We start from the raw sequence: 14,590 nt of genomic DNA on the forward strand, positions 1-14,590 counted from the left end.
TCATCTACTAAAGGTCTAACAGAACTTCCTAAAAGCAAGACTGCTGTAGCAATTAAAAGTACTCCTGTTACTTTTCTCATTAATAAAACCTCCACTAATAGTTGATTTATATTTTTTAATGCTGTAACTCTTAATTTCATATGAGTTTATTCGTCAGGTTTTAAAGAATCCAACAACTGGTAAAGTGTTTCAGATTGAAGATGAATTTTAGTCTCCATGTCCCCTGTATAGGATTCGGGATTGTCTGCTGGAAAAACAACTATCTTTCCAGTTTCGTTCTTTAAAGCAGATGCTAAGATTGAGACATTTACTTGCTGACTTAACATCGTACTACAAAGTGCATGCGATATTATCTCTGACTCAGGAAGTATATTTGGCTTCCAGCAAACAGATGTTTCTGGAAGGATGTATAAAATGTGTCCTTCTTCAAGTAACGTAACACATTGATTTGCCACGAATTCGGAATCTTGTTCTACGTTAATATATTCGTAATCAAGAAATTGTTTTTCATAAAGAGATTTTGTGCTTCTTCTTAAAATAGAAAGTGATAGTTCGGGTCCTAAAATGTAAAGTTTTTTGAAAGAATAACTTTTTTTCAATGTCCTAGCTATTAGTCGAGGTAATGATTGGTAGTAATCGATTTGAAAAGCGTTTACAATAAAACCCTTAGAAGAACATAATAACTGATTTAGATGTTCCAATCCAAAAAAATTATCGTGATCTTCACTTGTAAAAATCGAGCTTACTGTTTCAACTTGCTTTGACTTAAAATAAATTTTAGGTTTAATGTAGTCTTCAGCAAGTAAAAAGCTTAGTTTTCCCATTTGTCATTTTCACCCCCGTATTGATGATTAAAATGAAATATTTTATTTAGTAAAAAGTAACTAAATAATCTGTAGAAACTGTTTTAACTAGTTCAATGTTATCATGTCATCTTTAAAAAAAGGGGACTAATAGGTTGGGAAACTTTCTATAAAAAGTATGTAATTAAGAGCTTGTTTTGAATAAATTTTCATGAGCGTGTGACAAAAAGACTAATTTGTTAATAAAAAAGTAATCATTTTAGTTCGAAGGAGCTATTATTTATTATGGAATATAATTTTGGGAACTTGATAAAAATAGAGCGCATGCGAAAAAATATGAAACAATCTGTATTGGCTAGAGGTATTTGCTCGATTTCGTATTTAAGTAAAATTGAAAATAATCAAACATCACCAAGTGATGGAGTTTTAGAATTGATTTTTAAAAGGCTAGAATTAGAAGTTCCTCTTTACTATGATTTTAGTGAAAAAGTAGATCAAACAAAAAAAGAAATTCGAGATATATTAAAAGAGGCGTTATTATCACGCCAAGAAGAAAAATACTTTAAAAAAATAGAAAAATTTAAAACGAATCCTGTTGTTTTACAATCAAAAGAATTATACATTACATTACTAATAACATTAGCTCGTTTTGGTATAACTCCTGGTGGAAATATTCAATATTTAATCGAAGTGGGTTGGATTAAAGATCAGTTGAAAAGTGATGATCGCATTCGCTATGATTTGGTGCAATGTATCTACATGTTTTTATACCAGTCTGCTGATCGAAACACGACTGTTAACCTATTGGAAAATGTCGGAAATAAGATTTCGAGTTCTAGTATTCCAGACTGGGAAAAGGCAGATATGTATTATGTGATGGGGGCTTTATATCATCGGTTTAGAGATTATTCACAGGCAATTGAATATGTAAAGATAGCCCTTGAATACTTTCAAGAGAACTTTTGTTTGGAACGAATCATTGAATCTCACATGATTATTGGATTGTCATTTAAGAGGCGGAAAAGATATACGGTTGCATTAGAACATTACGAAAAAGCTGCAAAAGTAGCCGATAAGGCAAACTTGAAAGATTATTATGGGATGCTCTATAACAATATGGGAGATATCTACTTTTTAGTTGGCGACCAAGAAAAAGCGCAAAAATATTTTCTTGATAGCTACCATGTTAAAGAAGGTGCTAAAAGTAAGCTATATAGCGTAATGTCACTGCTTGAAGTTAGTGTTGCCCAAGATAATGTTGATGCTATTTTAAAATGGTTAGAAAGCGGCTATGAATTAAAAGGTAATCAAAATGAGTTGGTTGAGTTTAATTACCACTTTGACATTTATGTGAGTAAATATCAAAAAAATAATCAATATGCGTTGATTGAAAGTTTAAAAAAAGCAGTGGAGTATTTTGAAGCGTATGACGAATACTATACGCATAAATACGCTTTGTGGTTATCAAGAGAATTAAGAAACACAGGGAAATATAAACTAGCTACGGAATATTACGAGAAAACAATCTCGATGATGTCACGCTGGGAATAAATAAAGAAGAACTCGAGATCAGTAAGCGTACCGATTTCGAGTTCTTTTTTATGGCGTTGTAAAATAATGCACCGTCCAAACTTGTTCTTGAACAAGACGTTCATCTGTTAAATGACCGTTATGGACTTGCTGCAATAAATGAATGAAGTGTTTTTGAAGATTTCCTTCGTATGAGCCACTGTGCAAAATTTGCTCTTCGCTCGCAATAATATAAAATCCACCAAGTCGCAATGGAATATGTTTTCGAACTAATGCGGCAGCTTTTTGGAACTTCGCCTGCTCCCCCATGTGAGGGACATCGATTTCAAAACGCCCCCATTGTTTAAAGTCTCCAATTTCTGAAAAAGGTGGGTCACGATGATCCAATGGCAAGCCCTCCAATCCTAACATCTCTTTATAATCAGTATATCTTGTTTTTGCTCTAGTACGTGCAAAAATAATTGGGTAGGGTATAGCACTTTTCATACTCTCAGTTTACTATTTATAGTTTTCTATATTTTGTAAAAGAACTCCTTCCGCTTTTTCTGAAAAAGAGTTAAAAATAACACGGTCTGATTGACCGTGTTATTGCATGATGTGCTCTTTTGAAGTAGGTAACTCACAGATGAAGGTACTTCCTTCTCCATAAACCGACTCCACATGAAGTTGACCATCGTGTGCTTTAGCGATTTCCTTACAGATTGCGAGCCCGAGTCCAGTACCGCCGATTTTACGACGATCTGAGTTGTCGACACGATAAAACTTTCCAAAGAGATGAGGGAGAGATGCGCTTGGAATACCCATTCCGTGATCTCGCACCTTCATCACGACTTGTTCGTCTACTCGTTCGAGTGACACGAGGATGTTCCCCCCGTCTGGTGAGTACTTAATGGCGTTACTTAATAAGTTTCCGAGTAACTGACGCATTCCTTCTAAGTCTGCATCGATTATAAAATTCTCTTCAGCATCAGCATCGATGAACAATTCATGTTGATCGGTCGTTTCTTGATAAAACGTTACACTGTCAGTAGCGAGTTTATACAAATCGACCGGCTCCCATTCAAACGTTTGTTTCCCAGACTCCATTTTTTGAAGGTCCAAGAAATCATTAACGAGATAAGATAATCGTTTCGCCTCATCATGAATCGTTTTTAAATAAAGCTCTCGTCGATTTTCTTTCAAATCACGTGACAACATGAGCTCCGTAAAGCCATAGATTGAAGAAAGGGGCGTTCGCAACTCATGTGATACGGTCGAAACGAGCTCTGACTTCATTCGATCTACCTCGGTCTCGGCAGTGACGTCGCGTAGCACAAGCATCGTTCCACGAAGTCGACGATCGCGATAGACGCTTTCGGCATAAAGCTGAATGAAACAATCACCTTGATCGATAGAAATTGTAAGTCCGTCTTCGGGCGTATCTTGTGAAAAGACGCGTTCGAAGTAACGAACGAATTGTTCGTGCTGATCTACACGTTCTGCGAGTTGCTCGATGTCGATATCAATCGCTGACAACTCTTCATACCCTTTATAGTCGAAGTGAAGGTCATCAAACATGCGAATAAACGCGCGGTTTCCAACGACAGTATCGTCTTCATAGTTCACGTATAAAATGGCTTCGCGCACGGAGTTGATCAATTGAGCTGTTTCTTTTCGATCTTGTTGCATCTGACGATAAAGTTGCATCCGAAGCAGTGAAATGGCGAGCTGACTAGCGAACGCATTCAGTTCAGACTTTTCACTTGCGTCATAGTGTTCATCGTAACGGGCCAAATATAGGCAACCAATCAGGCTGTTATCTGACGGGTCCATAATTGGGATGACCGTTTCATAAATATAATACGGATACGTGTGCAAGGCATCGACGACCCGCTTTGAAGTAGCTGCAGGCGACTTTGAAATCATGACACGTTTAAGAAGCAGTGATTCCTTTTTGAGACTCTCTTGTTGGTCTTCAGTCATTTCTTTTGGTACGACAGACGTGATTTCTCCGTCTTTAGTGAGTAACAACGCGCCGAATTCAGACTTCGTGAGTAATACGATTTTTTCGATGACAGAAGAATAATCAAATAAAGATTCTTTCGACGCCAATACTTCGATCAATTCATTACGGTATTGAAGATTCATTTCGTTTAGCTTTGACTCTTTAATCACATTTTCGAGTTTTTCTTTTTTCATTTTAAGTCTACTGTTTTGATCGGCCATTCGTTTGATGAGCGGACGACCAATCAAAAGAATAGCGCTAATGAACATGACGAGTCCTATCATCCAAATCCACCGAAGGGCGGTAAGTTCGAGAGTAGACACATTTCCATCTCGAACAAACCAGGCTCCAATGGCAGTTAAAATGAGACTAAATCCGCATACGCTATATAAAATACTGAGTATTTGACGACTGTTTAGTTGTTCAATCCACTTGCTGATCATTCGTTCTACTTCCTTCCTTGAACATAAAAAACGATAGGCCATCTTTTCCTTGCCCTGCATTTTATGAAAAAGGGAAAGGAAATTGAATTAATTTGCTTACGTGATGTGCATATCTAGCACATAAAGCGATTTACCCGAAATGATTAAAATATACACGTCCCAACCTTCTAGTCGTTGACAAAACCATCAATAATAATTATCTTGAATTTAAGATAAAAAAACGAGGAGCGTGACTAAATGTTATCCATTGAACCATCCGCTTTAACTGAGCGGGACACGTATAAGTTTTTGATTGGCAGTATTGTACCGCGGCCAATCGCCTTTGTAACGACACGTAATGGGGACGTGATCAACGCTGCTCCATTCAGTTATTTCAACGTAGTCGCTTCCAATCCGCCTCTCGTCTCCGTGTCTATTCAACGAAAAAATGGCGTGATGAAAGATACGGCAAGAAACGCAATCACGACTAAAGAACTTGTCATCCATGTTGTTGACGAAACAAATGTTCACGCTGTGAATGAGACGGCTGCGAATCTTGACGCTGATGAGAGTGAGCTGTCACGTACAACGTTCACAATTCAACCGAGCGAAGTGATTACGACTCCAGGAATCAAAGAAGCAAAAATTCGATTTGAATGCGTCTTACATCAACATGTACTAATCGAACATGAAGGACAAACGACAGCAGACTTGTTGATTGCAAGGGTTGTCCGTTTTCACATTGATCGGGGATTGTATGAACATGGACGAATCGATGCGAGACAGTTGGCGCCGGTCAGCCGTATGGCCGGGAATAGTTATGCAACACTCGGTGAACTTTTTGATGTAAAGCGTCCTGAATAATCGACAAACGTGCCCGTTTTTTCTAAAGAACGAGCACGTTTTTTGGGTAAAGGAATAAGGAGCGTATTTGCATGTAGTATTTCTTTCATTTCGGAACGCTCTTATGTCACAATAAAGTCAGAACATTCTAACTTCAAGTCATCCTAGATTCAGAGAAAAAGGGGAATCCGTCATGTACCGTCCAACTGTCCAATCGATTATAACTGCCATTGAAACTGTGATTGTCGGAAAAGAAGAAGTCATCGCAAAGAGCCTGACTGCCTTGTTGGCAGGCGGGCATGTTCTTTTAGAAGACGTACCTGGCGTTGGGAAGACCATGCTCGTTCGTACGTTTAGCCGGGCAATCGACTTAGATTTTAAACGGATTCAATTTACGCCAGACATGTTGCCGTCCGACTTGACGGGAATCTCGATGTATAACCAAAAAACGAGAGAGTTCGAATATCGTCCGGGACCGCTCATGGGCAATATTATCTTAGCGGATGAAATTAACCGAACTTCACCAAAAACGCAGTCCGCTCTTCTCGAGGCAATGGCCGAGCGGAGTGTAACGGTAGACGGTGAGTTGAAAGTGTTACCTTCACCATTTTTCGTCATGGCGACACAAAACCCGATTGAGCATGAAGGGACGTATCCATTACCGGAAGCACAGTTGGACCGCTTCTTACTCAAAATCGAGATGGGTTATCCGACATTTAATGAAGAAATCGCACTCTTAAGTCGTTTTGAAAAGGACGAGCCGCTTGAGGCGCTTCATAGTGTCATTACAAAACAAGAAGTAGAACTCATGCAACGTGAAGTGAGAGAGGTCCATGTATCAAGTGCCGTCAAACAATACATTGTACGATTGGTACATGAGTCACGGAAGGATCCCCATACGTATTTAGGAGGTAGTCCGCGAGCTACGCTCGCATTGATGAAAGCGGCGCAGGCATGGGCGTATATTCATAATCGTGACTTCGTGTTACCGGATGATGTCAAGGCGATGGCGACGAGTGTGCTTGGACATCGCGTCTTGTTGACGGCGGAAGCGCGTTATAAAGGGAAAACACCAAATCAATTGATTCAAGGTTGGCTTGATACGTTGCCTGTCCCGATGGATCGTGAGGTCAACGAGGTATGAAAAACTGGATGAAGCTGTTCGTTGTATGGGCGGCGGCATTCGGATTGTACGCATTTGCCCGTATCGAAGGGAGTATCGTTGCTTCGACATTATGGTGGTCGTTCGTGGTGTTGACGGTTTATTGGACGCTCTTTATGATTTATCCGGTCACTGCGGCAAATGTGTCACGACGAGTCACGACGAAACGTCTCGTCTCGGGTCAATCAATGGACGTCGAGTTACGAATCGAACGAAAATATCCTTTTTTGATTGGAATGGTGACGTTAGAAGAACGATTGCCACAACGATTGATTGATGAAGACAGGACAATCATCGTACCGGTAGACCGTTTCTTTCGACGCGCCGAAGTGGTCCATTACGAGGTCAATGCGATTAAGCGGGGGATTCATGTCTTTGACCGAACAGTTCTTCATGTACGCGATGTGTTTGGTTTATTCGACCGAAAGCGGACGTTACGAATCGAAACGGTCGTAGAAGTGTCACCTGCTGAACTTCCGTTCGACCTTCCGCGGGATGAACATGTCGGAGGACGCGGCGAACAATATCGTCAAATGCGTACTTATACGGAAGTGGCCAATACGACGAGTGGTGTCCGTGAATACGCGGCAGGGGACCGAATTGGTCGGATTGACTGGAAAGCATCCGCTCGACGTGGAAACTTGATGACAAAAACATTTGACCAAGAGCAAGAAAAGAAACTTTCGCTCGTATTCGTCCCGGCAGTCTCTGCCGGGTATGAGGAGGCGTTTGAACGTTCGTTGTCCTTGCTCGTTGGTGCGATTCGACAGTTGGAACGAAAGAACTTGCCGTTTGAGCTATATGTCATTGAAGAACAGGTCCGTTTATTCCATCTTCCGGATCAAAGTGCAGAAGTCGGACACTATCTGTTGACTGCGACTCCGAAAGCGGAGGGGCGTCTTGTCGAGCGTGTGAAACAAAACTTGCCTCAACAAATGGGGGACTTGATTCTGATCAGTCCGTTTGAAACGACTTCGATTCGAGAGCTCATGCATGAAACTCAAGGTAGTTATCACTTATACACAGCTGTAAATGAGGTGACGGGATGAAGACGTGGATCACACGGATTGTATATACAGTGCTCGCCGCCTACTTATTGTCTTTTTGGATCGAGCCGATTGTTGGAAGTACAACGTTCGATGTAAGTTGGCCGTTTTATTTCCTTCTGATCGTCCCAATGTTCGTCAGTCTTCTCCCATGGAGTGCATTTCTTGGAATCTCCCTTCTCAATTTCCTAGTTGTGTTATACGTCTATCACGGAAGTATTTTCGACTGGTTTGGCATATGGATGGAAGATTTTATGGGCGTCATAAGCGGTGAGTTACCAAACGAGGCGATTTTCTTCTCTGCAATGGCGCTCATCGGTCTACTATTTGCCATCCTTGTCGGACGAACATACCCGAGTTACGGATTCGCACTTGGGATGATCGTTTCGACATTGGGTGTCATGGCTTATTTCGATACGTGGACACTATATGACGGAGAAGGGAATATCCTTTATGCGATCGTCACCTCACTTCTCTTACTATTTGTCACGGATTTAGCGAAGCGTCCAAGTCAATCGCTCGTACGATTCGTCAGTATCGGTTTGCTTCTCAGTGTCGTCGTTGCGCTTGCGAGTGCCTCTCCGACATTAGAAGGAGATTGGTCCGACCGAATCACAACGAGTTTCCGAAATGCGACAACAGAAGGTGATGGGAACGGACCAGGTCGGGTCGGATATGGTGTGAACGATGAGGCACTAGGTGGTCCGTTTGAACAGGATGATAGCATTGTCTTTATCGCGCGAGGCGTACCGGCTCGTTACTGGCGAATCGAATCGAAAGCCATCTATACAGGAAAAGGTTGGATTGAGGCACCTGTTTTAGATTCTAACTATAATCGCGGGCAATTGGTCGACTCTGAAGTAGATACAACCCCGGAACAGGCACTTTTGCGTTTTGATCGTCGTCAAACATTCGTTCCGTATGGGGGAGAGTATCCTCAAGCGACGGAAACAGAGTCAGGCACTGAATTTCGGGTCGGAGATATCGAACAAGCTTTTCCGAACGAGACAATCACAATCCAGCCGTCCGGAAAAATTGTGTTTGAAAACGAAAATCAAGCCACACCGCGGACGATTCAACTTCGCTATAGTGTTCCGGCTTTCTCAGAAGAGCAACTTGCCTTAAATGAAGAGGTAACATCCCTGACAGAAGAGGAAGAACAGGTCTATTTGCAACTACCTGATTCTTTACCGGATCGTGTACGTGACTTGGCTACGGAGATTACCGCTGAAAGTGAGACTCCAAATGAGAAAGCAGAAGCGGTAGAAGCGTACTTCCGAAACGGAGAATTTCAGTATGATACCGAAGATGTCGCGCAACCAGAAGGGGAAACCGATTATGTAGACCAATTCTTGTTCGACACGCAGATTGGTTATTGTGATAACTTCTCTACGTCAGCAGCCGTCTTATTACGAGCGAATGGAATCCCGACACGTTGGGTAAAAGGATTTACGATGGGCGACACGCGAGGAGTTGTTCAAGGTGAGGAAGAGCATACGATTCGTAACCGTCACGCCCATTCATGGGTCGAGTATTTTATCGAAGGAGCAGGTTGGGTCCCGTTAGAGGCGACGATCAGCTTCTCAGATGCGAACTTACTACAGATGGAACGGGAAACGAATACAGATGATACGACACCGGCAACGAATGATCCGCAGGCAACGCAAGACAATAATGCGCAAAATCGTCCACAAGAAGATTTGTTGATCGATGATGTCACAACAGGTGATGCACAAGAAGAGTCTCGCAGTATCCCGGTATGGGGATGGATTGTAATTCTTTTCCTTGTGGCCGTTGTCATTTGGAACCGGAAAATCATTGAGCGACAAATTATGTATGTCTGGTGGATGAGTCGTCCGCTCACAGACGGTAGCCTCGTATCGATGCATCGCTATTTGGTGAAGCGACTTCGCGCGAATGGATTTAAAGTCGAAGGGCGTACGCCTTCGGAGCTTGCCAAAGAAGTCGATGCCTATTACGAAACGAATGATATGACGCGCTTGACGGCTTTGTTCGAACAAGCGGTTTATGCCGAACAAGAACCGAATTCAAAATATAAAGAATATTGGAAAATCATGATTCGCAGAATTATGAGTTGAAGTGGCGGGATGCATCAAGTAAGATAGACGCATTAGTTAGATAATTGAACATGGCATTCCTTCGTATATACTCGTGAATTGGCGCGAGAGTCTCTACCGGACCACCGTAAATGGACCGACTATGAAGGAGCACGTTTCGCATACAAAGAAAAGGGCGTGCTTCTTCTTCGGTTTGGATAATCTGGGGAGAGGCTCGTCCTTTTTTTGAGGAGAAGGCAGAAAGGTGGAGATTTCGTGAAAGTAGAACAAGAAATGATTTTGGTGCTCGATTTTGGTGGACAGTATAACCAGTTGATCACGCGTCGTGTACGTGACCTTGGCGTATACAGTGAGTTGCATTCACATAAAATGACTGCAGCGGAGATTCGCGAATTGAACCCGGTCGGCATCATCTTCTCTGGTGGACCGAACAGCGTATACGCAGAAGGTGCATATCGTTGTGACCCGGAAATTTTCGAATTAGGTATTCCAATCTTCGGAATCTGTTACGGCATGCAGCTCATGACGCATCATTTCGGTGGTCGTGTCGAACGTGCCGCACACCGTGAGTATGGAAAAGCGACATTGTTCTCAACGCCGGAAGCATCAGCTATCTACAAGGGTCTCCCAGTCGAGCACACAGTCTGGATGAGCCACGGCGACCTCGTCATGGAAGCGCCTGAAGGATTCATCGTTGACGGAACGAACCCATCTTGCCCGGTCGCTTCGATTAAAAACGATGAGTTGAAAATGTATGGCGTTCAATATCATCCAGAGGTTCGTCACTCGGAGTATGGGAACGACATCTTGAAAAACTTCATCTATGAAGTGTGTGGTGCTAAAGGTGAATGGTCAATGGAAAACTTTATTGACCTCGAAGTCGAAAAGATTCGTGAAATCGTTGGCGACAAGCAAGTGCTCTGCGCCCTTTCAGGTGGCGTCGACTCTTCTGTCGTTGCGGCACTCGTGCATCGCGCGATCGGTGATCAATTGACATGTATGTTCGTCGACCACGGTCTCCTTCGTAAAGGAGAAGCAGATAGCGTCATGAAGACGTTCGCTGACGGGTTTAACATGAAGGTCATTAAAATCGATGCGCAGGAACGTTTCTTGACGAAGTTAGCTGGTGTGTCGGATCCTGAACAAAAACGTAAGATTATCGGAAACGAGTTCATCTATGTATTTGATGAAGAAGCATCGAAACTTGTCGATATGGACTTCCTCGCACAAGGAACGCTCTATACAGACATTATCGAGAGTGGGACAGATACAGCGCAAACAATCAAATCACACCATAATGTCGGTGGATTGCCAGAAGACATGAACTTCACATTGATCGAACCACTCAACACGCTCTTTAAAGATGAAGTCCGTGCGCTCGGTACTGAGCTCGGTCTTCCTGACTATATCGTATGGCGCCAGCCATTCCCAGGCCCGGGTCTAGGAATTCGTGTACTTGGTGAAATCACTGAAGAGAAACTCGAAATTGTCCGTGAATCAGATGCAATTTTGCGCGAAGAAGTGAAGAAGGCAGGTCTTGAACGAGATATCTGGCAATACTTCACGGTCCTCACACCGATTCGCTCAGTTGGAGTTATGGGTGATGAGCGTACGTACGACTATGCAGTCGGCGTCCGTGCCGTTACATCGATTGATGGGATGACGTCTGATTGGGCGCGCATTCCATGGGATGTACTTGAGAAAATCTCTGTCCGTATCGTCAATGAAGTCAGCCACGTCAACCGTGTGCTGTATGACATTACGTCTAAGCCACCTGCAACAATTGAATGGGAATAAGCCAAACAGAGGGCTCACACCCTCTGTTTTGTCTTAAAACCGAACATTAACGTTTTTTTAAGATGTAAAATCCGTGAATTTAGTTGACATTCTATTTTCACGCTGATACGATAAGAACGTTCTTATTATAACCGAACAATTATAAAATATTTTGCCGTATAATGTCGGGGATATGGCCCGAGAGTCTCTACGAAATCACCTTAAATGATTTCACTACGGCGAGACATAGATGAGGGTGCATGCCCTCGTATGTTTCGCGTGGGGTCCTCGGTCATTTGCCGGGGACCTTTTCTCGTTTTACGGCGAGTACAAGGAGGAAAACAAATGAGCACACAGCTCAAGCAAGAACAGCAACAACCTACAACGAGTCGGATTGATCGTTACTTCCAACTCACAGCACTTGGGACGAGTGTCCGCACTGAATTGATTGCAGGATTCACAACGTTCCTCGCAATGGCGTACATCCTTTTCGTGAACCCAAACGTTCTCGGGGCAGCGGGGATGGATACAGGGGCGGTCTTCGTCGCAACAGGACTTGTTGCAGTAGTCGGTTCATTGACAATGGGACTTTTAGCGAACTATCCGATTGCGATTGCGCCGGGCATGGGCCTCAACGCGTTCTTCGCATATAGCGTTGTTATCGGAATGGGTGTACCGTGGCAAACGGCTTTGTCGGGTGTACTCGTATCAGGTCTCTTCTTCATCGTATTGACGCTTTCTGGTATTCGCGAAACAATTGTTAACGCGATTCCAGCGCCACTCAAAATGGCGGTCGCAGCAGGGATTGGTTTCTTTATCGCTTTCATCGGATTGAAGAATGCAGGGATTGTTGTAGCGAACGAAGCGACACTCGTAAGTCTCGGTTCACTTGGAACTGGCACAACACTTCTCGCTGTATTTGGACTTGTTGTCAGTGCCTTGCTCATGGCGCGTGATGTAAAAGGTGGAATCTTCATCGGGATGTTGTTGACAGCAATCGTTGGTATGATCTTCGGTCTCGTTCCGACTCCGACGGCAATCTCTGATGTGGTGTCAATGCCACCGAGCATGTCATCAACATTTGGTCAAGCGTTCATCAACTTCAGTGACGTATTCACGCTCCAAATGCTGATTGTCATCTTAACGTTCTTCTTCATCGATTTCTTTGATACGGCTGGTACGCTCGTTGCCGTGGCGCGTCAAGCAGGAATCATGAAAGAAAACAAAGTACCGCGCGCAAGTAAGGCGTTAATGGCTGATTCGACAGCAACGGTAGCTGGTGCGATCTTCGGAACATCTACAGCGACTTCATATGTTGAATCGTCAGCTGGTGTTGCTGCAGGTGGACGTACAGGTTTGACGGCGGTGTTCGCAGGATTGTTCTTCGGTTTGGCATTGTTCTTCTCACCTCTCTTGGCGGTTGTAACAGCGCCGGTTACGGCTCCTGCATTAATCATTGTCGGTGTGCTCATGGCTTCGGCTCTTCTTGATATCGATTGGAAGAAAATCGAAATCGCCGTACCAGCTTTCTTGACGATCATTATGATGCCTTTGACATCTTCAATCGCAACAGGAATTGGGCTTGGGTTCATCCTTTACCCACTCATGATGATCGCGAAAGGGAAGACGAAAGAAATTCATCCAATCATGTATGGGATGTTAATCATCTTCTTGGCATACTTCATGTTCTTACCACACGCATAAGTTCATTTGAAAAGCCGGCTCTTCCATTAAGAGTCGGCTTTTTTGTATGCAGTATTTTCGGGTAGGAAAGGATCATACATCGTGATGGCATGATTCTCTGTAATGAATTCATTTCGGAGATGAGTCCCATTCGTTGAAGTAACCTCTCTGAAAATCTGATTGTGTCGTATTGTCCCTCCCCACCACTCACGTGTGAAATGGTGGTTTTCTTCATATATACGATACTGCTCTTTATTCGGGATGGTAGAGCGCCATTCACCTACGAGATAATCTCCCTCTATATATAGAAGGAGTTGATACGTTTGTGCGGTTTGATTTGTAATTTGTAGATCGAGATAATTGTAAGAGCATGTAGCGCCACTTCCGAATGGTTGGTCTCTTCGATAGTCAGGAAACACGTCGTAGCTATGACGATAACGCTCAGTTACAGTCAATGGACTATGAAGTGTAATCCAATAAATGAGGTTAGATAGTTGGCATAAGCCACCACCGATTCCTGAGGTGACCTTTCCGTAATGCAGAATCATGCCATCGACATACCCTTTTCGTTTGGTGGGCTTTCCGATCATCTTCCAATAAGAAAAGACGTCGTTCGGTGTTAGGATGGCTCCGTTTAGGTTTGCGATTGCGATCTTTAGATTCGTGACTTTATTATGTTGAACTTCCATGTCTACATCGCGTAGCTGTCGATAGAGGGGAGTTCGGTGTGTGAAGATGAGATAAGGCATTGGTTCAATGTTTTGTTTCGAGACGTATTGTCGTTTATCTGTTATCCATTCCAATCGTCGCTTCATTGTGTATACTTGTGTACCAGACCATATTCTAAACGGGGAGCGCTTTTTTGGTTTTTGTAAATCGTGTTGGATCATGAATGTGACTCCTTATCGGTTGATAGTCGTTATTAGATATAAGTGTATTCTTTAAAGTAATCTGTTCTTCCTTTTAGAAGTTGAGATTCAAACTTTATGAAGATACGAAAAATAATCAAAAGTTTTTTTAGAATAATGCTTGCAAGATTAAAAAGCAGGTGATATAGTTATCTCTGTTGCCAGCGACAAACGTTGAACAAACAAAAAAGTTGTTGACATCAAAAAGAATTAAATGTTATTATCATTTAGTCGCCAAGAGCGGCAGACGAACTTTGAAAACTGAACGATGAGGCAAAAATAAGTTTTACAATTTTTGAATGAAGCGCAAGCTTCGTCAATTTAAGAGCTATATCAAATTCTTTGGAGAGTTTGA

The 14,590-nt window shown here is 42.8% G+C and carries 11 protein-coding genes and 2 riboswitches; of the genes, 7 read left to right on the top strand and 4 right to left on the bottom strand.

The features are described from left to right. Positions 1 to 146: 146 nt before the first annotated feature. Positions 147 to 824, bottom strand: coding sequence for a hypothetical protein (locus tag LCM29_RS14295; RefSeq protein ID WP_224863661.1), 678 nt, complete (start codon positions 822 to 824; stop codon positions 147 to 149). Positions 825 to 1,088: 264 nt separating this feature from the next. On the opposite strand from LCM29_RS14295, the gene LCM29_RS14300 reads away from it, so the two are divergent. Beyond that, entirely contained in the window at positions 1,089 to 2,354 is a 1,266-nt protein-coding gene (locus LCM29_RS14300) for a helix-turn-helix transcriptional regulator (RefSeq protein ID WP_224863662.1), read from the top strand. A 48-nt stretch (positions 2,355 to 2,402) separates the two neighbouring features. Here LCM29_RS14300 and LCM29_RS14305 read toward each other — a convergent pair whose 3' ends face one another. Both LCM29_RS14305 and LCM29_RS14310 read right to left on the bottom strand, forming a co-directional pair. Beyond that, positions 2,403 to 2,720 (bottom strand): hypothetical protein, encoded by a 318-nt coding sequence (locus tag LCM29_RS14305; RefSeq protein ID WP_074032508.1) that lies wholly within the window; start codon positions 2,718 to 2,720, stop codon positions 2,403 to 2,405. 198 nt (positions 2,721 to 2,918) lie between these two features. Next, the gene (locus LCM29_RS14310; protein ID WP_224863664.1) at positions 2,919 to 4,760 is read right to left on the bottom strand and encodes an ATP-binding protein; all 1,842 of its coding nucleotides are present in this window, start codon (positions 4,758 to 4,760) and stop codon (positions 2,919 to 2,921) included. A 237-nt stretch (positions 4,761 to 4,997) separates the two neighbouring features. Here LCM29_RS14310 and LCM29_RS14315 point away from each other — a divergent pair, with 237 nt between their 5' ends. The 6 genes from LCM29_RS14315 to LCM29_RS14340 all read left to right on the top strand — a co-directional run bounded on the left by LCM29_RS14315 (position 4,998) and on the right by LCM29_RS14340 (position 13,348). Continuing rightward, positions 4,998 to 5,603 carry a flavin reductase family protein gene (locus tag LCM29_RS14315; RefSeq protein ID WP_224863666.1) on the top strand — a complete coding sequence of 202 codons (606 nt, stop codon included), beginning with the start codon at positions 4,998 to 5,000 and terminating at the stop codon, positions 5,601 to 5,603. 172 nt (positions 5,604 to 5,775) lie between these two features. Further along, on the top strand, positions 5,776 to 6,726 hold the full coding sequence (locus LCM29_RS14320; RefSeq protein ID WP_224863668.1) for an AAA family ATPase: 951 nt from the start codon (positions 5,776 to 5,778) through the stop codon (positions 6,724 to 6,726). Continuing rightward, positions 6,723 to 7,793, top strand: a complete 1,071-nt coding sequence (locus LCM29_RS14325; protein ID WP_224863670.1) for a DUF58 domain-containing protein — start codon at positions 6,723 to 6,725, stop codon at positions 7,791 to 7,793. The genes LCM29_RS14320 and LCM29_RS14325 overlap by 4 nt, the downstream gene beginning before the upstream one ends. Beyond that, a complete protein-coding gene (locus LCM29_RS14330) occupies positions 7,790 to 9,889 on the top strand; it encodes a transglutaminase domain-containing protein (protein ID WP_224863672.1) in 2,100 nt (699 codons plus the stop codon). The genes LCM29_RS14325 and LCM29_RS14330 overlap by 4 nt, the downstream gene beginning before the upstream one ends. 41 nt (positions 9,890 to 9,930) lie before the next feature. Next, a riboswitch (purine riboswitch) is annotated at positions 9,931 to 10,031 on the top strand. Positions 10,032 to 10,141: 110 nt separating this feature from the next. Next, complete coding sequence (gene guaA / locus LCM29_RS14335) at positions 10,142 to 11,665, top strand: glutamine-hydrolyzing GMP synthase (RefSeq protein ID WP_263600870.1); 1,524 nt, start codon at positions 10,142 to 10,144, stop codon at positions 11,663 to 11,665. Positions 11,666 to 11,799: 134 nt separating this feature from the next. Beyond that, positions 11,800 to 11,901, top strand: a riboswitch (purine riboswitch). 88 nt (positions 11,902 to 11,989) lie between these two features. Beyond that, a complete protein-coding gene (locus LCM29_RS14340) occupies positions 11,990 to 13,348 on the top strand; it encodes an NCS2 family permease (protein WP_251125744.1) in 1,359 nt (452 codons plus the stop codon). Between the two features lie 26 nt (positions 13,349 to 13,374). Here LCM29_RS14340 and LCM29_RS14345 read toward each other — a convergent pair whose 3' ends face one another. Beyond that, entirely contained in the window at positions 13,375 to 14,217 is an 843-nt protein-coding gene (locus LCM29_RS14345; protein ID WP_224863678.1) for a VanW family protein, read from the bottom strand. Between the last annotated feature and the right edge of the window lie 373 nt (positions 14,218 to 14,590).

It is taken from the genome of Exiguobacterium aestuarii (genome assembly GCF_020171655.1).
Classification (GTDB): Bacteria; Bacillota; Bacilli; order Exiguobacteriales; family Exiguobacteriaceae; genus Exiguobacterium; species Exiguobacterium aestuarii_A.